The organism is Flavobacterium urumqiense, assembly GCF_900108015.1.
GTDB classification, from domain to species: domain Bacteria; phylum Bacteroidota; class Bacteroidia; order Flavobacteriales; family Flavobacteriaceae; genus Flavobacterium; species Flavobacterium urumqiense.
The window spans coordinates 97,025-118,926 of sequence record NZ_FNVP01000005.1; the positions used below are offsets into that span (position 1 = coordinate 97,025).

The following is a 21,902-nucleotide window of genomic DNA, read 5'->3' on the forward strand; positions in this document are numbered from 1 at the left end:
CATACTTTAGAGTCTTTTATTTTTAAGTCTAAACTCTATTATCTAAAAAAAATATGAAAGAAGATTTTCTGCATTACCTTTGGAAATTCAAGAAGTTTGATGCCTTGAATTTAAAAACTTTTAACAATGAGGAAATCACAATTAGTAATTCTGGTCAATACCTTGAATTAGCAGGTCCTGATTTTTTCAATGCACAAATTACTATTGGAACTCAAAAATGGGCTGGAAATGTAGAAATTCACCTCAAATCGTCTGATTGGTATGTGCATCATCATGAAAAAGATACGAATTATGAAAATGTAATTTTGCATGTGGTTTGGGAGCATGATACAGAAATTTTTAGAAGTGATAATTCGGAAATTCCAGTTTTAGAACTTAAAGATTATGTCGAAAAAGATACCATAGAAAACTACCAATCTTTAATGGCTCTAAAATCATGGATTTTTTGCGAAAACCAACTCAAAAACATTGACGAATTTGTGTTTAAAAACTGGCAGGAGCGCCTGTTTTTTGAGCGTTTAGAAAGAAAATCCAAACCTGTTTTTGATGTATTGGAACAAACTAATCGAGATTGGGAAGCGGTGTTGTTTTGTCTTTTGGCTAAAAATTTTGGCTTAAATACGAATGGCGATACCTTTTTAAAAATTGCCCAATCAATTCCCTTTTCAATCATTAGAAAAGAAAGTTTTGAAGAGGAGAATCTTGAAGCTTTGATTTTTGGAGTTTCTGGATTATTGGATTCAGAAAAAGAAGATAATTATTTCAAAGATTTAAAATTCAGGTATTTATACTTATTAAATAAATATCAAATACAAAAAATTTGTAGGGAACCACTACAGTTTTTTAAGCATCGTCCCGACAATTTTCCTACGATACGACTTTCGCAATTAGCCAATTTATACCACAGTCAACAAAATTTATTTTCGAAAATAAGTACATTAAGTTCGTTAAAAGATATTTATGAAGTTTTCCAAGTTTGTACTTCTAAGTATTGGTTAAATCATTATCAATTTGACAAAGAAAGTCCGAAGAAAAAGAAGCCGCTTTCTAAATCTTTCATCGATTTGATTGTTATAAATACGATTATTCCACTTCAGTTTGCTTTCGCAAAAAGTCAGGGAAAGGAAATTTCTGAGGATTTGATAAGTCTTTTGAATGAGGTCGCTCCCGAGAAAAATGCGATTATAGATAAATTTAGGTCTTTTGGAATACAACCAAAAAGTGCTTTTGAAACACAATCCTTGTTGCAACTTAAGAACGAGTATTGTACTAAAAGTAAGTGTTTGGAATGTGCTATCGGGATGGAACTACTGAAAAAAAGTTAATTCAGTAATTTTAGGATTTATTTACCTGAGAATGTGTTAATGTTGTAAATTTGTCTTTCGAATGAATAATCAATTAAACTAAAAAATGTCAGTAATCAAGCTCAAGTTTTTTTTTGAGAAGCACGGATTTCATGTTTCTTCGCGTTTGGCGGACACATTAGGAATGCGCGCCAGTAGTGTACGATTGTTTTTTATCTACTTGTCGTTTGTTACCGTTGGATTGTGGTTTGCCGTTTATTTGACATTGGCTTTTTGGATTCGTCTAAAGGATTTAATTCGAGCTAAACGTACCTCGGTTTTTGATTTGTAACTGCAATTTTGCTTACATAAAAAAAGGGACTATAAAATTGATATATTTTATAGTCCCTTTTTAATTTAAAAGAATAAATTTATTCTTTTGGATTGTTTAATACGCTATTTTTCTTTCCGTATGCAAAATAGATTATTACACCTATTGCCATCCAAGCAAAAAGTCTTAACCAGTTTGTCCAGCCTAAACCAGCCATCATTAACACACAAGTTATAACCCCTAAAATTGGAACTAAAGGAACAAAAGGAGTTTTAAATTCTCGTACCATATCAGGTTCTTTTTTTCTAAGGATAATAACAGAAACACAAACCAGTGAAAAGGCGAATAGTGTTCCTATACTTGTCATATCTCCTACAATATCTCCAGGAATAAAAGCAGCGAATAATCCAACAATTATTAAGATTGCAATGTTAGCTTTGTATGGAGTTTTGTATTTTGAATGTAAATCACTGAATGCTTTAGGTAATAAACCGTCTTTACCCATTGCGTAAAATACTCTGGATTGTCCTAATAACATAACCAAAATTACAGAAGAGAATCCGGCTAAAATGGCAATAGTTACTAACTGACCTAACCATGAATATCCAATCATATATTTTGTAATTGCGAATGACACAGAAGCTTCTTTTCCACCTGTTCTAAAATCTTCTACAGTTGCAACCCCTGTCAATACGTGAGCGAAAAGAATATATAATACAGTACAAACCGCTAAAGACCCTAGAATACCTATTGGCATATTTCTTTTAGGGTTTATCGTTTCTTGTGCTGCTGTACTTACTGCATCAAAACCGATAAAAGCAAAGAATACAGTTCCTGCGGCTCCAATTATTCCCCAAAATCCTCCAAATTTATGATCAATACCATGTTCATCCGTAAAAATAGAACTTGCCGGAATGTAAGGAGTGTGATTTGCTGGATTGATAAAGTTCCAACCAACAATAATAATTAATACTACGATAACTACTTTTACGACAACTATAATGCCGTTTACAAAAGCAGATTCTTGTATTCCTTTTATTAACAATAAACTAATGATACCCACAATAAATAAAGCTGGTATATTAATCATTCCATGTTCTCCAGTTATGGCATCAGTTTGAAATGGAGAATGGGATAATGAATAAGGAATTGGACTCACATGGAGTACGTTAATTAGTAAATTATTTAGGTATTCACTCCAGGCGATTCCTACTGTTGCAGCTCCTACAGCGTATTCAAGAATTAAATCCCAACCAATGATCCAGGCTAAAAACTCACCCATAGTAGCATAAGTATACGTATAGGCGCTACCAGAAATAGGAATTGAGGAAGAAAGTTCTGCATAGCACAATCCGGCTAAAGCACATCCTATTGCGGCAACAATAAATGCAATTGTTACTGATGGACCCGCATTTTGAGAAGCAGCCATTGCAGTTCTTACAAACAACCCTGCACCTATTATGGCACCAATTCCTAATGCAATTAACGACCAGGCGGTTAATGTTCTTTTTAATCCCTTTTCAGAATCGGCTGCTTCTGCTAAAAGCTGAGCCAACGGTTTTCTTTTCCAAATAGACATGTTTTATGTTTTTTTTATTATTAAGCACCAAATGTATTGTTTTTTATAAAAAATAAAAATAATAATTAGAATTTAAGTCATAAAATTATAATTCAGCAATCTTTTACTGAGGACGTTCTTTTGCAAGATTGCTTTTTGGTCTAATAAAAGCTTAATAATATGCTTGATTTTAATATCTGTCATTTTTATTTTTCGAATATTTTTTAAAGACGTAAAATATTTCTTATTTTTAGATTTTGAAAAATTAAATCAGATAATAGCAACCTAATCACAAAATATGGCGTTTAAAACAAGGAGTGAATACTTTATTTTTTCACGAGAACAACGAAAAGGTATTTTTGTTTTGTTTGGAATTATTATTGTTTTACAATTGCTTTATTTTTTTGGAAATTTTAATGCCTTGGCAAAAGAGTTTCCAGAAAAACAAAAATGGCTTGCGCTACAATCTCAAATTGATTCCATGAAAATGGAAGAGAAAAGGGAGTCGCCTAAAATTTATCTTTTCAATCCTAATTTTATTACCGACTATAAAGGATATAAGCTGGGAATGTCTGTTCCGGAGATTGATCGTCTGCTAGCTTTTAGAAAAGAGAATAAATACGTTAATTCATCGAAAGAATTTCAAAACGTAACTCAGGTTTCGGATTCGTTATTAAATGCAATAGCTCCCTTTTTTAAATTTCCAGATTGGGTTAATAATAAAAAACAGTTTAAAGTCTATGAGAAATATTCAAATAAGGCTTTCGCCAAAAAAGAGAAAATAGTTTTTATTGATATTAATCAAGCGACTCAAAAAGACTTGATAAATATTTATGGAGTAGGCGAGGCAATTTCTCTTCGAATCTTAAAACTAAAAGAGAGTCTTGGAGGATTTGTTTCTATGGAACAGATGAACGATATTTGGGGATTATCGCCCGAAGTTATTAAAAATTTAAACACTCATTTTAAAGTTACGGCGATGCCAAATTTAAAAAAAATAGATATTAATAACGCTTCATTAAAGGAACTTTCTCAATTTTCTTATTTCAGATATCCATTGGCAAAAGAAATTGTAACGTATAGAAGTATGAATGGAGATATTAAAAATATTGAGGATTTAACAAAAATTAGGGGTTTTCCTGTTGATAAAGCAAAGATAATTGCCTTATATTTGAACTTTAATTAGAAGATTCAAATTCACAGGGACAGATAGTAGGATTGTAATACATTGTAAAACATATCCATTACTTTTTTATTCGCTGATTATTTTTATCCTTTAAAAAACAAAACATGAAACGTCATTACATTATTATGTTTCAATTAATCCTATTTGTTTAAAAAATATATTACATATGAATTCAATTTATTTCACTGAAGAACACCAAGCATTTAGAGAAAGTTTAAAAGATTTTTTGCAGAAAGAAGTTGTTCCGCACATTGAAAAGTGGGAAAAAACAGGTACGATAGACCGTTTTATTTGGGAGAAATTTGGCGAGATGGGGTACTTCGGTCTTGCATATCCAGAGGCTTATGGCGGTCTGGATCTAGATTTATTTTACACTGTTATTTTTCTCGAAGAATTACAGAAAATTAAGTCTTCAGGTTTTGCTGCTGCAATGTGGGCTCATTCTTATTTAGCCATGACCCATTTGAATGCGGAGGGTGACGAAAGAATAAAACAAGACTATTTAGTACCAAGTATCGCTGGAAAAAAAATAGGTGCTTTATGTATCTCAGAGCCTTTTGGAGGTAGTGATGTTGCGGGGATGCGCACTAATGCCGTGAAAAAAGGAGACAAATATATTATTAATGGTTCTAAAACATTTATTACTAACGGTGTTTATGCAGACTATTACATTGTTGCAGCAAAAACTAATCCTGAACTAGGGAACAAAGGGATTAGTATCTTTTTGATGGATACTAATTTAAAAGGAGTTTCGGCAGTTAAGCTGGATAAATTAGGCTGGAGAGCATCGGACACTGCTGAAATCGCCTTTGATAACGTAGAGATTCCGGCAGAAAACTTAATGGGTGAAGAGGGGAAAGGATTTCCTTACATCATGCAACATTTTGCTTTGGAGCGTTTAATTATGGCGATAAACGCACATGCTAGAGCAGAATATGCGATAGATTATACAATAGATTACATGTCGCATAGAGAAGCATTTGGAAAAAAAATCAGTAAGTTTCAAGCATTGAGACATACTCTTGTTGAGCATGCAACGGAGGTAGAACATTGTAAGGTGTTTAACTACGCAGCAGTCGCTCGTTTAGACAAAGGAGAATACGTTGTTAAGGAGGCGACTATGGCTAAGCTGAAATCTACAAAAGTTGCAGATGAGACTATCTATAGTTGTTTACAAATGTTAGGTGGTTATGGTTATATGGAGGAATATCCATTAGCACGTTTGTTTAGAGACAGTCGTTTAGGGCCAATAGGCGGAGGAACTTCAGAAATTCTTAAAGAGATTTTAGGAAAAATGATCATTGATAATCAAAATTATGAGCCTGCAGTGAAGTAGTTCGACTTTGATACGATTATGTCTAAAGTGCATAAGTTTTTCTTAACGTGGTGCTTTGGGTTTACTAAATTGAGTATTTAATAAATAAAAAAGAGTCAATTTGTTGCTTGACTTTTAATTTTGTAGCAAGAATAGTAGTGAAAATCCTTTGCTGGTGCTTAGCAACAGAAAAGATTGCAGCGAATATCCTGACAGCAAATCAGAACAGAATTGATGTTTGGCAAGCACATTAAAAATAAATTTGCAATACATAACACGTAATTCAAAATAATGTTTACTTTTGCACACTTAAAGAAAGGGGGTGTCTATATTATGTTAATTATACCAATTAAAGACGGAGAAAATATCGATAGAGCATTAAAACGCTACAAAAGAAAATTTGATAAAACAGGAACTGTTCGTCAACTAAGAGCACGTACTGCTTTTATTAAGCCTTCAGTAACGAATAGAATCAAAATTCAAAAAGCGGCTTATATCCAAAATATGAGAGATAACTTAGAGAGTTAGTCAATATCTATTAAAATAAAGTACCGTTAGTCATTAAAAGTTTTATAACTTTGATGCTAACGGTTTTTTTATGAATAATAAAGACGCATTTCGGGATTATTTACAAATGGAGAAGAAATATTCTCCGCATACCGTAAATGCCTATTTGAATGATTTAGGATACTTCGAAACATTCAACAAGCATCAATTTGATCAAGAAAATATAGATCAGGTAAACTACAATCAAATTAGAAGTTGGATCGTATCGCTTGTGGATGATAACTTGTCAAATGTATCTGTCAATAGAAAGGTTGCGTCCTTAAAAGCATTTTATAAATTTCTATTAAAAACTAAACAAATTGAGGTTAGTCCACTAGTGAAACACAAAGCGCTAAAGACTCCTAAGACACTTCAAATTCCATTTTCTGAAAAAGAAGTTCTGGATGTATTAAATCACATGCCAAATACAATAGGTTTTGAAGAAATAAGAAATAAACTCATTATAGATTTATTTTACACCACCGGAATGCGTAGGACGGAGTTAATTCATCTTAAAAGCATAAATGTTAATTTGTCCGGTGGTACCATCAAAGTGCTTGGTAAAAGAAATAAAGAACGAATACTTCCTGTTTTGCCACTAATTACAGAGCAATTCTCGTTGTATGTACAAGAGAGATTGTGTTTAGAATCTATCGTAGATAATGATTATTTTTTTCTCACAAAAAAAGGGTTAAAATTGAACGATACCTTTGTGTATCGATTAATAAATTCTTACTTTAGTGCTGTCTCCGAGAAAGTAAAAAAGAGTCCGCATATATTGCGACATACGTTTGCTACTCATCTATTAAATAATGGAGCTGATTTAAATTCGGTGAAAGAATTATTGGGACATTCCAGTTTGGCATCAACGCAAATATACACGCACAATAGTTTAACGGAGCTAAAAAAAGTGTACAAAGATGCGCATCCAAGGAATCAGAAGTAATTCGGAAATGTTTAACTATTAAAAAAAATGATTATGAAGGTAAATGTTCAAGCGGTTAACTTTACTGTTGACAAAAAACTGGTGGATTTTGTTCAAGAAAGAATGGACAAATTGGAAAAATATTACGATAAAGTAGTATCGGCAGATGTTTTTTTGAAAGTTGAAAAGACAAGCGATAAAGAGAATAAAATTGCCGAGATAAAAATTAATGTTCCAGGAGATGATTTTGTAGTTAAAAAGCAGTGTAAAATTTTTGAAGAAGCGGTGGAGCTTTGTGCTGAATCTTTAGAAAGATTGTTGGTAAAAAGGAAAGAAAAAATAAGTTCACACATTTAATATAAATTTTTTTTTAAAAAATGTTTTGAATGAGAGATAAAATCTCTACATTTGCAGTCCGTTAGAAATAGCGGACTTTTTTTATTGATTCGCCAGCGTAGCTCAGTTGGCTAGAGCAGCTGATTTGTAATCAGCAGGTCGTGGGTTCGAGTCCCTCCGCCGGCTCAAAATTGTAACGGTTTGACAATAATAAAAGTAGGGGAGATACTCAAGCGGCCAACGAGGGCAGACTGTAAATCTGCTGTGTAAACTTCGCAGGTTCGAATCCTGCTCTCCCCACAGAATAAAGTAGATGTTGAAATTAAGGTTTTAAATTTTTTTTTGAATCTGAAATCTCAAATCAAATTCTGACATCAAGGATTCTGCCGGTGTAGCTCAGGGGTAGAGTGCTTCCTTGGTAAGGAAGAGGTCTCGGGTTCAATTCCCGACATTGGCTCAAGTAAGTAGGAAATAGAAATTAATATATAACTAAGATTAAAAATTAAGTAAAATGGCAAAGGAAAATTTTAACCGTAACAAGCCCCATTTAAACATTGGAACAATTGGGCATGTGGATCACGGAAAAACGACATTAACTGCGGCAATTACAAAAGTATTGTCTGATGCAGGTTACTGTCAAGCAAAATCATTTGATCAAATTGATAATGCTCCAGAAGAAAAAGAAAGAGGTATTACAATTAATACATCTCACGTTGAGTATGAAACTGCTAATCGTCATTACGCTCACGTTGACTGTCCAGGTCACGCAGATTACGTAAAAAACATGGTTACAGGTGCTGCTCAAATGGATGGTGCTATTCTTGTAGTTGCTGCGACTGATGGGCCAATGCCACAAACACGTGAGCATATCCTTTTAGGTCGTCAAGTAGGTATTCCTAGAATGGTTGTATTCATGAATAAAGTGGATATGGTTGATGATGAGGAATTACTTGAATTAGTTGAGATGGAAATCAGAGACTTGTTATCTTTCTATGAATATGATGGAGATAATGGTCCTGTTGTTCAAGGTTCAGCTTTAGGTGGATTGAATAATGATCCAGTTTGGGTACCAAAAATTCTTGAATTGATGGCGGCTGTAGATTCTTGGATCGAAGAGCCAGTAAGAGATGTTGCAAAACCTTTCTTAATGCCTGTTGAAGATGTATTCTCAATTACTGGTCGTGGAACTGTAGCTACAGGTCGTATCGAAACTGGTGTTGCTAATACTGGAGATCCAGTTGAAATCATTGGTATGGGAGCTGAAAAATTAACTTCTACTATTACTGGAGTTGAGATGTTCCGTAAAATCCTTGATAGAGGAGAAGCAGGAGATAACGTAGGTATTCTTTTAAGAGGTATTCAGAAAGAAGACATCAAAAGAGGAATGGTTATTTGTAAGCCAGGTTCAGTTAAACCACATGCTACTTTCAAAGCTGAGGTTTATATTTTGAAAAAAGAAGAAGGTGGTCGTCACACACCATTTCACAATAATTATCGTCCACAGTTTTACGTACGTACAACTGACGTAACAGGTATCATTACTTTGCCTACAGGTGTAGAAATGGTTATGCCTGGGGATAACTTAACAATTGATGTTGTATTGCTTAGTGCAATTGCATTAAATGTTGGTTTACGTTTTGCTATCCGTGAAGGTGGTAGAACAGTAGGTGCTGGTCAGGTAACTGAGATAGTAGCTTAATCCTATAAATAAATTATAAAGCCAGTAACCGCTTTGGTTGTTGCTGGCTTTTTAACTACGGGCGTAGTTCAAGGGTAGAATAGCGGTCTCCAAAACCGTTGATGGGGGTTCGAATCCCTCCGCCCGTGCAAATAAACTAAATCACAATGACAAAAGTTGTTAATTACATATCAGAAGCATTTGAGGAGTTGAAGTCAAATGTAACTTGGCCAGCTTGGGCTGAAGTACAACGTCTAACAATTATTGTGGCTGTATTTTCAGTAGTATTCGCCTTGGCAACTTGGGGAGTTGATGAAATTTTTGCAAAAGCATTAGCCGGATTTTTTAACTGGATAAAAGCATAATTTTTTTGTCATGGCAGATAGTAGTATAAAAAAGTGGTATGTCGTTAGAGCAGTAAGTGGACAGGAAAATAAAGTGAAAGCATACATCGAAACTGAAATCGCAAGATTAGGTATGGGTGATTATGTTTCGCAGGTTTTGGTTCCTACTGAGAAAGTGGTTACTGTTAAAGAAGGAAAAAAAATAATCAAGGATAAGGTTTATTTTCCTGGTTATGTTATGATTGAAGCAAACCTAATTGGAGAAATTCCTCATATTATTAAATCTATAACAAGTGTTATCGGTTTTTTAGGTGAAACAAAAAATGGAGAACCTGTTCCGTTAAGAGTTTCTGAGGTAAACAGAATGTTAGGTAAAGTTGATGAATTGGCTGTTAATACAGATACTCGATCTATACCATTCAACTTGGGGGAAACTATAAAAGTTGTTGATGGTCCGTTTAATGGTTTCAATGGTACTGTTGAAAAAATTAACGAAGAGAAGCGTAAACTTGAAGTGATGGTTAAGATTTTCGGAAGAAAAACACCATTGGAGTTAAGTTTTATGCAAGTTGAAAAAGTATAATTTTTGTTACATCTATAATATCCACTACAATCGCTTCCAATGATTGTTGTGTTAAATTTTTTAAAAAATGGCTAAAGAAATTAGTAAGGTAGTTAAACTACAAGTTAAGGGAGGTGCTGCGAATCCATCGCCACCGGTTGGACCTGCTTTAGGAGCTGCTGGGGTAAACATCATGGAGTTCTGTAAGCAATTTAATGCCAGAACTCAAGATAAACCCGGCAAAATATGCCCAGTACAAATTACTGTGTATAAAGACAAATCATTTGATTTTGTTGTAAAAACTCCTCCGGCAGCAGTTCAGTTAATGGAAGCTGCAAAGCTAAAATCTGGTTCTGGTGAGCCTAATCGTAAAAAAGTAGCTAGTGTTACTTGGGAACAAATTAGAGCTATTGCTGAAGACAAGATGCCAGACTTAAATGCATTCACTATGGAGTCTGCAATGAGTATGGTTGCTGGAACAGCTAGATCTATGGGTATAACTGTATCAGGAGATTCTCCTTTTTAATTAAGAGAAAGACATGGCAAAATTGACAAAAAAGCAAAAAGAGGCTGCTTCAAAAATTGAAAAGAACAAACTATATTCTCTTAAAGATGCTGCGGCATTAATAAAAGTAGTTGCTTCTGCAAAATTTGATGAGTCTGTTGATATCGCAGTTCGTTTGGGTGTAGATCCAAGAAAAGCGAATCAAATGGTTAGAGGTGTGGTAACATTACCTCATGGAACTGGTAAAGATGTAAAAGTATTAGCATTGGTTACTCCAGATAAAGAAGCGGAAGCTTTAGCAGCAGGAGCAGACTATGTAGGTCTTGACGATTATTTACAAAAAATAAAAGACGGTTGGACAGATGTTGATGTAATCATCACTATGCCTTCTGTTATGGGTAAATTAGGTCCATTAGGTCGTATTTTAGGACCTAGAGGTTTAATGCCTAACCCTAAAACGGGTACTGTAACTATGGATGTTGCAAAAGCTGTTCAAGAGGTAAAAGCTGGTAAAATTGACTTCAAAGTTGATAAAACTGGTATAGTGCATGCAGGAATTGGTAAAGTTTCTTTTGGAGCTGAACAAATTTTTGACAATGCTCACGAAATTATTCAAACATTAATCAAACTTAAACCAACTGCGGCTAAAGGAACTTACATCAAAAGTATTTACCTAACTAGCACTATGAGTCCTGCAATTGCATTGGATCCTAAAGCAGTATAATTGGTAGTTAAAAATTTTTAGTATGACTAGAGAAGAAAAATCAATCGCGATTGAAGTTTTAACTGCACAGTTAGCTGGTACAAACATTGTTTATGTATCTGATATTTCTGGACTTAATGCAGAGACTACTTCAAATTTGAGAAGGGCTTGTTTTAAAGCAGGTATAAAATTAGAAGTTGTTAAAAACACTTTGCTTGCAAAAGCAATGGAAGCTTCGGCTAATGATTATGGTGATTTACCTTCAGTTTTGACTGGTAATAGCGCTATATTCATTTCTGACATAGCAAACGCTCCTGGTAAGATCATAAAAGATTTCAGAAAAAAATCAGCTAAACCTGTACTAAAGGGAGCTTATATTAATTCTGAGATTTATATTGGAGACGATCAATTAGATGCATTAGCAACTATTAAATCTAAAGAAGAGCTTATCGGCGAACTTATTGGATTATTGCAGTCACCAGCACAAAGAGTTATTTCTGCTCTTCAAAACCAATTTGCAAAAAGCGAAGAGGCTGCAGAAGAAGTGGAAGCATAATAAAAATAGAGTTTTACTCTAGTTTTATTTAAAAAAGCGCACAATAAATAAATTATATTTTTACAAATCATTTTAAAACGATAGAAAAAATGGCAGATTTGAAACAATTCGCAGAACAATTAGTTAACCTAACGGTAAAAGAAGTTAACGAATTAGCAACAATATTAAAAGATGAATACGGAATCGAACCAGCTGCTGCAGCTGTAGTAGTTTCAGGTGGTGGTGAAGCTGCTGCTGAAGATGTTCAAACAGAATTTACAGTTGTATTAAAAGCAGCAGGTGCTTCTAAATTAGCAGTTGTAAAATTAGTAAAAGAACTTACAGGTTTAGGTTTGAAAGAAGCTAAAGATGTAGTTGACAGCGCACCAAGTAATGTAAAAGAAGGTGTTTCTAAAGAGGAAGCTGAAGGGCTTAAAAAATCTTTAGAAGAAGCTGGAGCTGAGGTTGAACTTAAATAGTTTAACTCTTTTTGAGAATTAGGTTTAGGTCTTGGATGCAAATTCAATGACCTAAACCATTTTTCGTATAACAAAAGTCTAGCTTGTATTATTACATATTAGTCTTTAAAAACAAATTCATTTTACGCATTACGAGGAAAAAAAATTAACAGATAATAAGAAAGTAGTTATCTTAAATTGGTTTTTAAAGATGTAATGGTAGTAAAAGAATGTATAAGTAAATTAATATTTGTACAAAAAAATTACTTTTTTAATCAAAATTTTGTCCATTGATGATAACAAATCAAACTGAAAGATTGAATTTTGCCTCAACAAAAAATATTCCTGATTATCCAGATTTTCTAGATGTTCAGGTTAAATCGTTTAAAGATTTTTTTCAATTAGAAACTAAATCTGACGAAAGAGGCGACGAAGGGCTTTACAACACCTTCATGGAAAACTTCCCTATTACTGATACAAGAAATAACTTTGTATTGGAATTCCTTGATTATTTTGTAGATCCACCACGTTATACAATTCAAGAATGTATAGAAAGAGGTCTTACTTACAGTGTGCCTTTAAAAGCGAGGTTAAAACTGTATTGTACAGATCCAGAACATGAGGATTTTGAAACTATTGTTCAAGATGTTTATCTTGGTACAATCCCTTATATGACACCAAGCGGTACCTTTGTTATAAATGGTGCTGAGCGTGTAGTTGTTTCGCAATTACATAGATCACCAGGTGTTTTCTTTGGTCAATCATTCCATGCAAATGGAACAAAATTATATTCTGCCAGAGTAATTCCTTTTAAAGGTTCTTGGATAGAATTTTCTACAGATATAAACAGTGTAATGTATGCTTATATCGACAGAAAGAAAAAATTACCTGTAACAACTTTATTCCGTGCAATTGGATTCGAAAGAGACAAGGATATCCTAGAGATTTTTGATCTTGCAGAGGAAATTAAAGTTTCTAAAACAGGACTTAAAAAATATATCGGTAGAAAATTAGCTGCTCGTGTATTGAACACATGGCACGAAGATTTTGTAGATGAAGATACTGGTGAGGTAGTTTCTATCGAACGTAACGAAATAATTCTTGATAGAGATACGATTATCGATAAAGATAATGTGGAAGAGATCATTGATTCTAACGTTAAATCTATTTTGTTGCATAAAGAAGATGCTAATCAAGGGGATTATGCTATTATTCACAATACGCTTCAAAAAGATCCAACAAATTCTGAAAAAGAAGCTGTTGAGCATATCTACAGACAATTGCGTAACGCAGAACCGCCTGATGAAGAAACTGCTCGTGGTATTATTGATAAATTGTTCTTCTCTGATCAACGTTACAACTTAGGTGAAGTAGGTCGTTATAGAATGAACAAAAAACTTGGTTTAGATATTCCAATGGAAAAGCAAGTGCTTACCAAAGAAGATATCATTACCATTGTAAAATATTTGATCGAATTAATCAACTCTAAAGCAGAGATAGATGATATTGATCACTTATCAAACCGTCGTGTTAGAACAGTTGGTGAACAATTGTCTCAACAATTCGGTGTTGGTTTAGCACGTATGGCTAGAACTATTAGAGAGCGCATGAACGTTAGAGATAACGAGGTGTTTACACCAATAGATTTGATTAATGCTAAAACATTATCATCTGTTATTAACTCTTTCTTTGGAACAAACCAGTTGTCTCAGTTTATGGATCAAACAAATCCACTAGCGGAGATTACACACAAAAGAAGATTATCTGCACTAGGACCAGGTGGACTTTCGAGAGAAAGAGCAGGGTTTGAGGTACGTGACGTTCACTATACGCATTACGGACGTTTATGTCCAATTGAAACTCCTGAGGGACCAAACATTGGTTTGATATCTTCTCTAGGTGTTTATGCTAAAGTAAACGGAATGGGTTTCATTGAAACACCGTATCGTAAAGTAACTAATGGAACTGTAGATTTAGTTTCTACTCCAGTGTACTTAAGCGCAGAAGAAGAAGAAGGAATGATGATTGCTCAGGCAAACATTCAAATGGATGCTACTGGAAAAATTACTGCCGAAGACGTAATTGCACGTCAAGAAGGTGATTTCCCAGTAATTGAACCAACAAGGGTAGATTATACTGATGTTGCTCCAAATCAAATTGCGTCTATCTCAGCTTCTTTGATTCCTTTTTTAGAACATGATGATGCGAATAGAGCCTTGATGGGATCTAACATGATGCGTCAGGCCGTACCATTAATTCGTCCTGAAGCTCCAATTGTTGGAACTGGTTTAGAGCGTCAAGTTGCTTCTGATTCTAGAGTATTGATTAATGCTGAAGGAGATGGAGTTATTGAATATGTAGACGCGAATATCATCACTATCAAATACGATCGTTCTGAAGAAGAAAGAATGGTGAGTTTTGAGCCAGATGAGAAAACATACAATCTAATTAAATTTAGAAAAACCAATCAAGGTACAAGTATCAATCTAAAACCTATCGTAAGAAAAGGGGATAGAGTGGTTCCTGGACAAGTATTATCAGAAGGATATGCGACTCAAAATGGAGAATTGGCTTTAGGTAGAAACCTAAAAGTTGCGTTTATGCCATGGAAAGGATACAACTTCGAGGATGCGATTGTAATTTCTGAAAAAGTGGTTCGTGACGATATTTTTACCTCTATTCACGTGGATGATTATTCATTAGAAGTTAGAGATACTAAATTAGGTAACGAAGAATTAACGAACGACATACCGAACGTTTCTGAAGAAGCTACTAAAGATTTAGATGAAAATGGTATGATTAGAATTGGAGCCGAGGTTAAACCTGGTGACATTCTTATCGGAAAAATTACTCCAAAAGGGGAATCAGATCCTACTCCGGAAGAGAAATTGCTTCGTGCAATCTTCGGCGATAAAGCAGGTGATGTAAAAGATGCTTCATTAAAAGCATCTCCATCTTTACACGGTGTTGTTTTAGACAAAAAATTGTTCGCAAGAGCAGTAAAAGATAAACGTAAACGTACACAAGACAAGGATGCTTTAGGAGCACTTGAAATGGAGTTTGAAGTTAAATTCGTTGAATTAAAAGACAAATTAGTTGAAAAACTTTTCTTGATCGTAAACGGAAAAACATCTCAAGGTGTAATGAATGATTTGGGTGAAGAAGTTTTACCAAAAGGTAAAAAATATACTCAAAAAATGCTTTATGCTGTTGAAGATTTTGCTCACTTAAGTAAAGGTCAATGGGTAGCTGATGATGCTACTAATAAAATGGTTAATGATTTAATTCATAACTATAAAATTAAATTGAACGACTTACAAGGAGCTTTACGTAGAGAGAAATTCACAATTACAGTTGGAGATGAATTACCAGCTGGAATTTTGAAATTAGCTAAAATTTATATTGCTAAGAAACGTAAATTGAAAGTTGGGGATAAAATGGCAGGACGTCACGGTAACAAAGGTATTGTTGCTCGTATCGTTCGTCATGAAGATATGCCTTTCCTTGAAGACGGAACGCCAGTTGATATTGTGTTGAACCCATTAGGTGTACCTTCACGTATGAACATAGGTCAAATTTATGAAACTGTTTTAGGTTGGGCTGGACAAAATTTGGGTAGAAAATTTGCTACTCCAATTTTTGACGGAGCAACTTTAGATCAAATAAATGAATTGACTGATGAAGCTGGAGTACCGCGTTTTGGACATACACATTTATATGATGGTGGTACAGGAGAACGTTTCCATCAAGCAGCAACAGTAGGAGTTATCTACATGTTGAAACTTGGACACATGGTTGACGATAAAATGCACGCACGTTCTATAGGTCCATACTCGTTGATTACTCAACAACCACTTGGAGGTAAAGCTCAATTTGGAGGTCAACGTTTTGGAGAGATGGAGGTTTGGGCACTTGAGGCTTATGGAGCGTCAAGTACTCTTAGAGAAATCTTGACTGTGAAGTCTGATGATGTTATCGGTAGAGCTAAAACTTACGAAGCAATCGTAAAAGGTGAATCTATGCCAGAACCAGGATTACCTGAATCATTCAATGTATTAATGCATGAATTGAAAGGTCTTGGACTTGACATTCGTTTAGAAGAATAAATAATATTTGTAGCAATCAGTCTCGGTTTTTATCGGGACTGATTACTCATTTATAAAAGTTTTTAGGATTTATACCCGTAACCCGTTCCGATTTTTTATTTAGAACCAAGAGGTTTTATAATTAGCACTTCAAATTTTTTTTGTTTGAAGTTTAGAGAAGTAATTCGAGGTAATGTTTAAGTCAAAAGTTTGAAAGTCTAAAGTCTCAAGTCATCCGTGGCTTTAAAAACTTTATGATATTTGACTTTAAGACTGAAATAAAATTAATTTTTTAATTGCAAATAAATCAATAGTAAAAACTATGATGAATAATAGAAATAATAACAATAAAGATAAAAACCCTGTAAAAAGGTTTAATAAAATCTCAATAGGCCTTGCTTCCCCTGAATCGATCTTGAAAGAATCAAGAGGTGAAGTATTAAAGCCAGAAACGATCAATTACAGAACACACAAACCAGAGCGTGACGGTCTTTTTTGTGAACGTATTTTCGGACCAGTAAAAGATTTCGAATGTGCTTGTGGTAAATACAAAAGAATACGTTACAAAGGAATTATCTGTGACCGTTGTGGTGTTGAAGTTACTGAGAAAAAAGTACGTAGAGACAGAGTAGGTCATATCAATCTTGTTGTGCCTATTGCTCATATCTGGTATTTCCGTTCTCTTCCTAATAAAATCGGTTATATCCTTGGTCTTCCATCTAAGAAATTAGATATGATTATTTACTACGAAAGATACGTAGTAATCCAAGCAGGTATAGCTAAAAATGCAGAAGGTGAATCAGTACAAAGATTAGACTTTTTGACAGAAGAAGAATATTTGAATATTTTAGATACCCTTCCTGCTGATAACCAATATCTTGATGATTTTGATCCTAATAAATTTGTTGCCAAAATGGGAGCAGAGTGTATTATGGACTTATTAGCAAGAATTGATTTAGATCAATTGTCTTACCAATTAAGACACAATGCTAACAATGAAACGTCTAAACAACGTAAAACGGAAGCGTTAAAAAGATTACAAGTTGTTGAATCTTTCCGTGAGTCTAACTTGAACCGTGAGAATCGTCCGGAATGGATGATTATGAAAGTGGTACCGGTTATTCCACCAGAATTACGTCCGCTTGTGCCACTTGATGGAGGTCGTTTTGCAACTTCAGATTTAAATGATTTATACCGTCGTGTAATTATACGTAACAACCGTTTGAAAAGATTAATGGAGATCAAAGCTCCAGAAGTTATCTTAAGAAATGAGAAACGTATGTTGCAGGAATCTGTAGATTCACTTTTCGATAATACGCGTAAAGCATCTGCAGTAAAAACGGAATCAAACAGACCATTAAAATCTTTATCTGATTCCCTTAAAGGTAAACAAGGACGTTTCCGTCAAAATTTACTTGGAAAACGTGTGGATTATTCGGCTCGTTCGGTAATTGTTGTTGGACCTGAATTGAAATTATCTGAATGTGGTATCCCAAAAGATATGGCAGCAGAATTATACAAACCTTTCGTTATCCGTAAATTGATAGAAAGAGGAATTGTAAAAACGGTTAAATCAGCTAAGAAAATAATAGATAAGAAAGAGCCAGTAGTTTGGGATATCCTTGAAAATGTAATTAAAGGTCACCCAATATTACTGAATCGTGCTCCTACTTTGCACAGATTAGGTATCCAAGCATTCCAACCAAAATTAATTGAAGGAAAAGCAATCCAATTGCACCCTTTAGTTTGTACTGCATTTAATGCGGATTTTGATGGGGATCAAATGGCAGTTCACTTGCCTTTAGGACCAGAAGCTATTTTGGAAGCGCAATTGTTAATGCTGGGTTCTCACAATATTCTGAATCCTGCAAATGGTGCGCCAATTACGGTACCTTCTCAGGATATGGTTTTGGGTCTATATTATATGACCAAAGAACGTTTATCTACTCCTGAACTTAAAATTTTAGGAGAAGGAATTACTTTTTATTCTGCTGAAGAAGTAAATATTGCTTTGAATGAAGGCAGATTAGAATTGAATGCTTCTGTGAAAATTAGAGCAAAACATTTTAATGAAGCTGGTGACTTGGTTTACCAAATTATTAAAACTACTGCTGGTCGTGTATTATTTAATGAAGTAGTACCGGAAGCAGCTGGATATATCAATGATGTATTGACTAAGAAAAACCTTAGAGATATTATCGGACACGTTTTAAGCGCTACCGATGTACCTACAACTGCGGCTTTCTTGGATAACATGAAAGATATGGGTTACAAATTTGCCTTCAAAGGTGGTTTGTCATTCTCTCTTGGGGATATTAGAATTCCAGATCAAAAACCAAAATTAATTGCAGACGCCAGAGAACAAGTTCAGGGGATTTCTGTAAATTATAATATGGGTCTTATTACTAATAACGAACGTTACAACCAAGTTATTGATGTATGGACTTCAGCAAATGCTCAGTTGACAGAATTAGCAATGAAAAACATTAGAGAAGACCAACAAGGTTTCAACTCGGTGTATATGATGCTTGATTCTGGAGCAAGGGGTTCCAAAGAACAAATTCGTCAGTTAACTGGTATGCGTGGTTTGATGGCTAAGCCAAAAAAATCTACTGCTGGTGGTGGTGAAATTATTGAAAACCCTATTCTTTCTAACTTTAAAGAAGGTCTTTCTATCCTTGAGTACTTTATTTCTACTCACGGTGCGCGTAAAGGTCTTGCGGATACGGCTTTGAAAACGGCCGATGCAGGATATTTAACAAGAAGATTGCATGATGTGTCTCAAGATGTTATTGTTAACATTGACGATTGTGGTACTCTTAGAGGTGTTGAAGTATCAGCATTGAAAAAGAATGAAGAAATTGTTGAAACTTTAGGAGAAAGAATTTTAGGACGTGTTGCATTGCAAGATGTAATCAATCCTTTAACTAATGATGTACTTGTTCGTTCAGGGGAGCAAATCACTGAGGCATTAATGAAACAAATTGAAGCTTCTCCAATTGAGAAAGTGGAAGTTCGTTCGCCTCTTGTTTGTGAAGCACTGAAAGGAATTTGTGCTAAATGTTACGGTAGAAATTTGGCTACTGGAAAAATGACTCAAAGAGGAGAAGCTGTCGGTGTTATTGCAGCGCAATCTATTGGAGAACCTGGTACACAGTTAACATTACGTACGTTCCACGTTGGTGGGGTTGCGGGTGGTATATCTGAAGAATCAAGTATCGTTACGAAATTTAATGGTAAACTTGAAATCGAAGATTTAAAAACTGTTAAAGGAGAAGATAGTGAAGGTAATGCAGTTGATATTGTAGTATCTCGTTCGACTGAGTTAAAATTAATTGATGAAAGAACAGGTATTTTATTAAGTACTAATAATATCCCTTACGGTTCAAGTATCTTTGTTAAAGACGGTCAATCTGTTGTTAAAGGAGATGTAATTTGTAAATGGGATCCATATAACGGAGTTATCGTTTCTGAATTTACCGGTAAAATTGCTTACGAAGAATTAGAGCAAGGTCAATCATACATAGTTGAAATTGATGAGCAAACTGGTTTCCAAGAAAAAGTAATTTCTGAATCTAGAGCTAAAAAATTAATTCCAACTTTATTGGTTTACGGTAAAGACAATGAATTGATTCGTTCTTATAACTTACCAGTTGGAGCCCACTTGATGGTTGAAAACGGGGAGAAAATTAAAGCAGGTAAAGTATTGGTAAAAATTCCACGTCGTTCTTCTAAATCAGGAGATATTACAGGAGGTTTACCAAGAATTACAGAGTTGTTAGAAGCTCGTAATCCTTCAAACCCAGCTGTTGTTTCTGAGATTGATGGTGTTGTTTCTTTTGGAAAAATCAAAAGAGGTAACCGTGAAATCGTTATCGAATCTAAATTTGGTGATATTAGAAAATACTTGGTTAAATTATCAAGTCAAATTCTAGTTCAGGAAAATGACTTCGTAAGAGCAGGCGTACCTTTATCTGATGGAGCTATTACTCCGGATGATATTTTAAGAATTCAAGGACCAGCAGCTGTTCAACAGTATTTGGTAAATGAAATTCAAGAAGTATACCGTTTACAAGGAGTAAAAATCAACGACAAACACTTTGAAGTAGTAATACGTCAAATGATGCGTAAAGTAAGAGTACAAGATCCAGGTGATACTTTATTCTTAGAAGATCAATTAATTCACACGAAAGATTTTATCGTTCAAAATGATAAATTATATGGTATGAAAGTAGTTGAAGATGCTGGAGATTCTAGTACTTTGAAAGAAGGACAAATTATTACGCCTCGTGAGTTGCGTGATGAAAACTCTTTATTGAAACGTACTGATAAAAATCTTGTTGTGGCTCGTGATGTTGTTACTGCAACTGCAACACCAGTTTTACAAGGTATTACTAGAGCGTCACTTCAAACTAAATCGTTTATCTCTGCTGCTTCGTTTCAGGAAACTACTAAAGTATTGAATGAAGCTGCTGTTGCAGGTAAAATCGATTACTTAGAAGGATTAAAAGAAAATGTAATTGTAGGTCATAGAATTCCTGCCGGAACTGGTATGAGAGAATATGATAATACAATTGTAGGTTCAAAAGAAGATTATAATGATATGATGGCTAATAAAGAAGAATATATTTATTAAGGTATGAGTAATTCTAATCAACAACAAGAGCAAATTAACATTGAGTTGGATGAAAAAATCGCGGAAGGAATTTATTCCAACTTGGCAATAATTAATCATTCTTCTTCTGAATTTGTTTTAGATTTTGTAAGTATCATGCCAGGTATTCCCAAGGCTAAAGTAAAAGCAAGAATCGTCCTTACACCGCAACACGCCAAAAGATTATTGAAGGCTATCGGAGAAAATATTCACCGTTTTGAAGTCGCTCATGGCGAAATAAAAGACACTGAACAACCTCCAATTCCTCTTAATTTTGGTCCTGCAGGTCAAGCTTAATTGTAATAGAATTGTAGAAAAGGCTCCAGAAATGGAGCCTTTTTTTGTGCCAATTTTTTGTTGTTTTTTGATTTGATTTTACCCAATACTTTGATAATTAAGAAACAAAAAATATCGATTTTGTAGTTTAACCGATAAAAACGCTATTCATCGGAAATATTTTTTACTACTATTTTAATGTTTTAGTTTCGCCGCAGAAGAAAAGATTACAGTTATCTTTTATAAAAAATTATTTTATGAACAACTTTTCTAAACAAGACAAGAACAACAAAATTAACATTATTTTTGTAATGGTAGTTTTTACTTTATTTTGTAATGTTTCTGTTTTTGGTCAAACTATAGAAAAAAATGAAGTTGTGAATACTGCAAATGAAAGTAACACTATCGCAAAACAAGAAAATACTTCTGTTTCTTCAAACATAAATTTTGTTCTTTGGTTCATGGGATCTAAGCAAAATCCTAACAGAACTATTTCAACAGATAGTATCAATACTAAGACGCAGATAATGACTTCTGGGATGGCACCAAATCGTTTGTTGATTAAAGCATTTTTGAAGAAAGCTATAAATTTAGAAAGTACAATCGCATAAGTTTTAGATAC

Annotated in this window: 19 protein-coding genes and 4 tRNA genes; 22 read left to right on the forward strand and 1 reads right to left on the reverse strand. The window is 34.2% G+C overall.

Annotation, left to right across the window (positions count from 1 at the left end):
• The first annotated feature begins 53 nt into the window (after positions 1 to 53).
• The gene (locus tag C4S35_RS07860) at positions 54 to 1,325 is read left to right on the forward strand and encodes a DUF2851 family protein (RefSeq protein ID WP_103999654.1); all 1,272 of its coding nucleotides are present in this window, start codon (positions 54 to 56) and stop codon (positions 1,323 to 1,325) included.
• 85 nt (positions 1,326 to 1,410) lie between these two features.
• Positions 1,411 to 1,635 carry a PspC family transcriptional regulator gene (locus C4S35_RS07865; protein WP_103999655.1) on the forward strand — a complete coding sequence of 75 codons (225 nt, stop codon included), beginning with the start codon at positions 1,411 to 1,413 and terminating at the stop codon, positions 1,633 to 1,635.
• Between the two features lie 79 nt (positions 1,636 to 1,714).
• Here C4S35_RS07865 and C4S35_RS07870 read toward each other — a convergent pair whose 3' ends face one another.
• Positions 1,715 to 3,193: an amino acid permease gene (locus C4S35_RS07870; RefSeq protein ID WP_103999656.1), complete on the reverse strand. Its 1,479-nt coding sequence runs from the start codon at positions 3,191 to 3,193 to the stop codon at positions 1,715 to 1,717.
• A gap of 277 nt (positions 3,194 to 3,470) precedes the next feature.
• Here C4S35_RS07870 and C4S35_RS07875 point away from each other — a divergent pair, with 277 nt between their 5' ends.
• From C4S35_RS07875 to C4S35_RS07970, 20 genes are all read left to right on the forward strand, one after another.
• Positions 3,471 to 4,358, forward strand: a complete 888-nt coding sequence (locus C4S35_RS07875; protein WP_103999657.1) for a ComEA family DNA-binding protein — start codon at positions 3,471 to 3,473, stop codon at positions 4,356 to 4,358.
• A 166-nt stretch (positions 4,359 to 4,524) separates the two neighbouring features.
• Positions 4,525 to 5,694: an acyl-CoA dehydrogenase family protein gene (locus tag C4S35_RS07880; protein ID WP_103999658.1), complete on the forward strand. Its 1,170-nt coding sequence runs from the start codon at positions 4,525 to 4,527 to the stop codon at positions 5,692 to 5,694.
• A 312-nt stretch (positions 5,695 to 6,006) separates the two neighbouring features.
• Positions 6,007 to 6,201, forward strand: a complete 195-nt coding sequence (rpsU, locus tag C4S35_RS07885; protein ID WP_035670421.1) for a 30S ribosomal protein S21 — start codon at positions 6,007 to 6,009, stop codon at positions 6,199 to 6,201.
• Between the two features lie 70 nt (positions 6,202 to 6,271).
• Positions 6,272 to 7,165 (forward strand): tyrosine-type recombinase/integrase, encoded by an 894-nt coding sequence (locus C4S35_RS07890; protein ID WP_103999659.1) that lies wholly within the window; start codon positions 6,272 to 6,274, stop codon positions 7,163 to 7,165.
• A 33-nt stretch (positions 7,166 to 7,198) separates the two neighbouring features.
• Positions 7,199 to 7,501 (forward strand): ribosome hibernation-promoting factor, HPF/YfiA family, encoded by a 303-nt coding sequence (hpf, locus tag C4S35_RS07895; protein ID WP_103999765.1) that lies wholly within the window; start codon positions 7,199 to 7,201, stop codon positions 7,499 to 7,501.
• A gap of 91 nt (positions 7,502 to 7,592) precedes the next feature.
• Positions 7,593 to 7,666 (forward strand) — tRNA-Thr (locus tag C4S35_RS07900).
• Between the two features lie 33 nt (positions 7,667 to 7,699).
• Positions 7,700 to 7,780: transfer RNA gene (locus tag C4S35_RS07905), tRNA-Tyr, on the forward strand.
• A gap of 85 nt (positions 7,781 to 7,865) precedes the next feature.
• Positions 7,866 to 7,937, forward strand: a tRNA-Thr gene (locus C4S35_RS07910).
• 54 nt (positions 7,938 to 7,991) lie between these two features.
• A complete protein-coding gene (gene tuf / locus C4S35_RS07915; protein ID WP_103999660.1) occupies positions 7,992 to 9,179 on the forward strand; it encodes an elongation factor Tu in 1,188 nt (395 codons plus the stop codon).
• 57 nt (positions 9,180 to 9,236) lie between these two features.
• Positions 9,237 to 9,307 (forward strand) — tRNA-Trp (locus C4S35_RS07920).
• An 18-nt stretch (positions 9,308 to 9,325) separates the two neighbouring features.
• On the forward strand, positions 9,326 to 9,523 hold the full coding sequence (gene secE / locus C4S35_RS07925; RefSeq protein ID WP_103999661.1) for a preprotein translocase subunit SecE: 198 nt from the start codon (positions 9,326 to 9,328) through the stop codon (positions 9,521 to 9,523).
• A gap of 10 nt (positions 9,524 to 9,533) precedes the next feature.
• Positions 9,534 to 10,085 carry a transcription termination/antitermination protein NusG gene (nusG, locus tag C4S35_RS07930; protein WP_103999662.1) on the forward strand — a complete coding sequence of 184 codons (552 nt, stop codon included), beginning with the start codon at positions 9,534 to 9,536 and terminating at the stop codon, positions 10,083 to 10,085.
• A 67-nt stretch (positions 10,086 to 10,152) separates the two neighbouring features.
• Positions 10,153 to 10,590 (forward strand): 50S ribosomal protein L11, encoded by a 438-nt coding sequence (rplK, locus tag C4S35_RS07935; protein ID WP_035619182.1) that lies wholly within the window; start codon positions 10,153 to 10,155, stop codon positions 10,588 to 10,590.
• A gap of 13 nt (positions 10,591 to 10,603) precedes the next feature.
• Positions 10,604 to 11,293 carry a 50S ribosomal protein L1 gene (gene rplA / locus C4S35_RS07940; RefSeq protein ID WP_103999663.1) on the forward strand — a complete coding sequence of 230 codons (690 nt, stop codon included), beginning with the start codon at positions 10,604 to 10,606 and terminating at the stop codon, positions 11,291 to 11,293.
• Between the two features lie 22 nt (positions 11,294 to 11,315).
• Complete coding sequence (rplJ, locus tag C4S35_RS07945) at positions 11,316 to 11,828, forward strand: 50S ribosomal protein L10 (protein WP_103999664.1); 513 nt, start codon at positions 11,316 to 11,318, stop codon at positions 11,826 to 11,828.
• Positions 11,829 to 11,917: 89 nt separating this feature from the next.
• Entirely contained in the window at positions 11,918 to 12,286 is a 369-nt protein-coding gene (gene rplL, locus C4S35_RS07950) for a 50S ribosomal protein L7/L12 (RefSeq protein ID WP_039109063.1), read from the forward strand.
• Positions 12,287 to 12,558: 272 nt separating this feature from the next.
• Positions 12,559 to 16,371, forward strand: coding sequence for a DNA-directed RNA polymerase subunit beta (gene rpoB, locus C4S35_RS07955; protein WP_103999665.1), 3,813 nt, complete (start codon positions 12,559 to 12,561; stop codon positions 16,369 to 16,371).
• A 301-nt stretch (positions 16,372 to 16,672) separates the two neighbouring features.
• Positions 16,673 to 20,986 (forward strand): DNA-directed RNA polymerase subunit beta', encoded by a 4,314-nt coding sequence (rpoC, locus tag C4S35_RS07960; RefSeq protein ID WP_103999666.1) that lies wholly within the window; start codon positions 16,673 to 16,675, stop codon positions 20,984 to 20,986.
• Between the two features lie 3 nt (positions 20,987 to 20,989).
• Positions 20,990 to 21,301, forward strand: a complete 312-nt coding sequence (locus tag C4S35_RS07965) for a DUF3467 domain-containing protein (RefSeq protein WP_103999667.1) — start codon at positions 20,990 to 20,992, stop codon at positions 21,299 to 21,301.
• A gap of 236 nt (positions 21,302 to 21,537) precedes the next feature.
• Positions 21,538 to 21,891, forward strand: coding sequence for a hypothetical protein (locus C4S35_RS07970; RefSeq protein ID WP_103999668.1), 354 nt, complete (start codon positions 21,538 to 21,540; stop codon positions 21,889 to 21,891).
• Positions 21,892 to 21,902 lie beyond the last annotated feature (11 nt).

Coding starts and splice junctions, on each gene's coding strand:
- C4S35_RS07860 (WP_103999654.1), top strand. CDS start 54: ATGAAAGAAGATTTTCTGCATTACCTTTGGAAATTCAAGAAGTTTGAT.
- C4S35_RS07865 (WP_103999655.1), top strand. CDS start 1,411: ATGTCAGTAATCAAGCTCAAGTTTTTTTTTGAGAAGCACGGATTTCAT.
- C4S35_RS07870 (WP_103999656.1), bottom strand. CDS start 3,193: ATGTCTATTTGGAAAAGAAAACCGTTGGCTCAGCTTTTAGCAGAAGCA.
- C4S35_RS07875 (WP_103999657.1), top strand. CDS start 3,471: ATGGCGTTTAAAACAAGGAGTGAATACTTTATTTTTTCACGAGAACAA.
- C4S35_RS07880 (WP_103999658.1), top strand. CDS start 4,525: ATGAATTCAATTTATTTCACTGAAGAACACCAAGCATTTAGAGAAAGT.
- rpsU (WP_035670421.1), top strand. CDS start 6,007: ATGTTAATTATACCAATTAAAGACGGAGAAAATATCGATAGAGCATTA.
- C4S35_RS07890 (WP_103999659.1), top strand. CDS start 6,272: ATGAATAATAAAGACGCATTTCGGGATTATTTACAAATGGAGAAGAAA.
- hpf (WP_103999765.1), top strand. CDS start 7,199: ATGAAGGTAAATGTTCAAGCGGTTAACTTTACTGTTGACAAAAAACTG.
- tuf (WP_103999660.1), top strand. CDS start 7,992: ATGGCAAAGGAAAATTTTAACCGTAACAAGCCCCATTTAAACATTGGA.
- secE (WP_103999661.1), top strand. CDS start 9,326: ATGACAAAAGTTGTTAATTACATATCAGAAGCATTTGAGGAGTTGAAG.
- nusG (WP_103999662.1), top strand. CDS start 9,534: ATGGCAGATAGTAGTATAAAAAAGTGGTATGTCGTTAGAGCAGTAAGT.
- rplK (WP_035619182.1), top strand. CDS start 10,153: ATGGCTAAAGAAATTAGTAAGGTAGTTAAACTACAAGTTAAGGGAGGT.
- rplA (WP_103999663.1), top strand. CDS start 10,604: ATGGCAAAATTGACAAAAAAGCAAAAAGAGGCTGCTTCAAAAATTGAA.
- rplJ (WP_103999664.1), top strand. CDS start 11,316: ATGACTAGAGAAGAAAAATCAATCGCGATTGAAGTTTTAACTGCACAG.
- rplL (WP_039109063.1), top strand. CDS start 11,918: ATGGCAGATTTGAAACAATTCGCAGAACAATTAGTTAACCTAACGGTA.
- rpoB (WP_103999665.1), top strand. CDS start 12,559: ATGATAACAAATCAAACTGAAAGATTGAATTTTGCCTCAACAAAAAAT.
- rpoC (WP_103999666.1), top strand. CDS start 16,673: ATGATGAATAATAGAAATAATAACAATAAAGATAAAAACCCTGTAAAA.
- C4S35_RS07965 (WP_103999667.1), top strand. CDS start 20,990: ATGAGTAATTCTAATCAACAACAAGAGCAAATTAACATTGAGTTGGAT.
- C4S35_RS07970 (WP_103999668.1), top strand. CDS start 21,538: ATGAACAACTTTTCTAAACAAGACAAGAACAACAAAATTAACATTATT.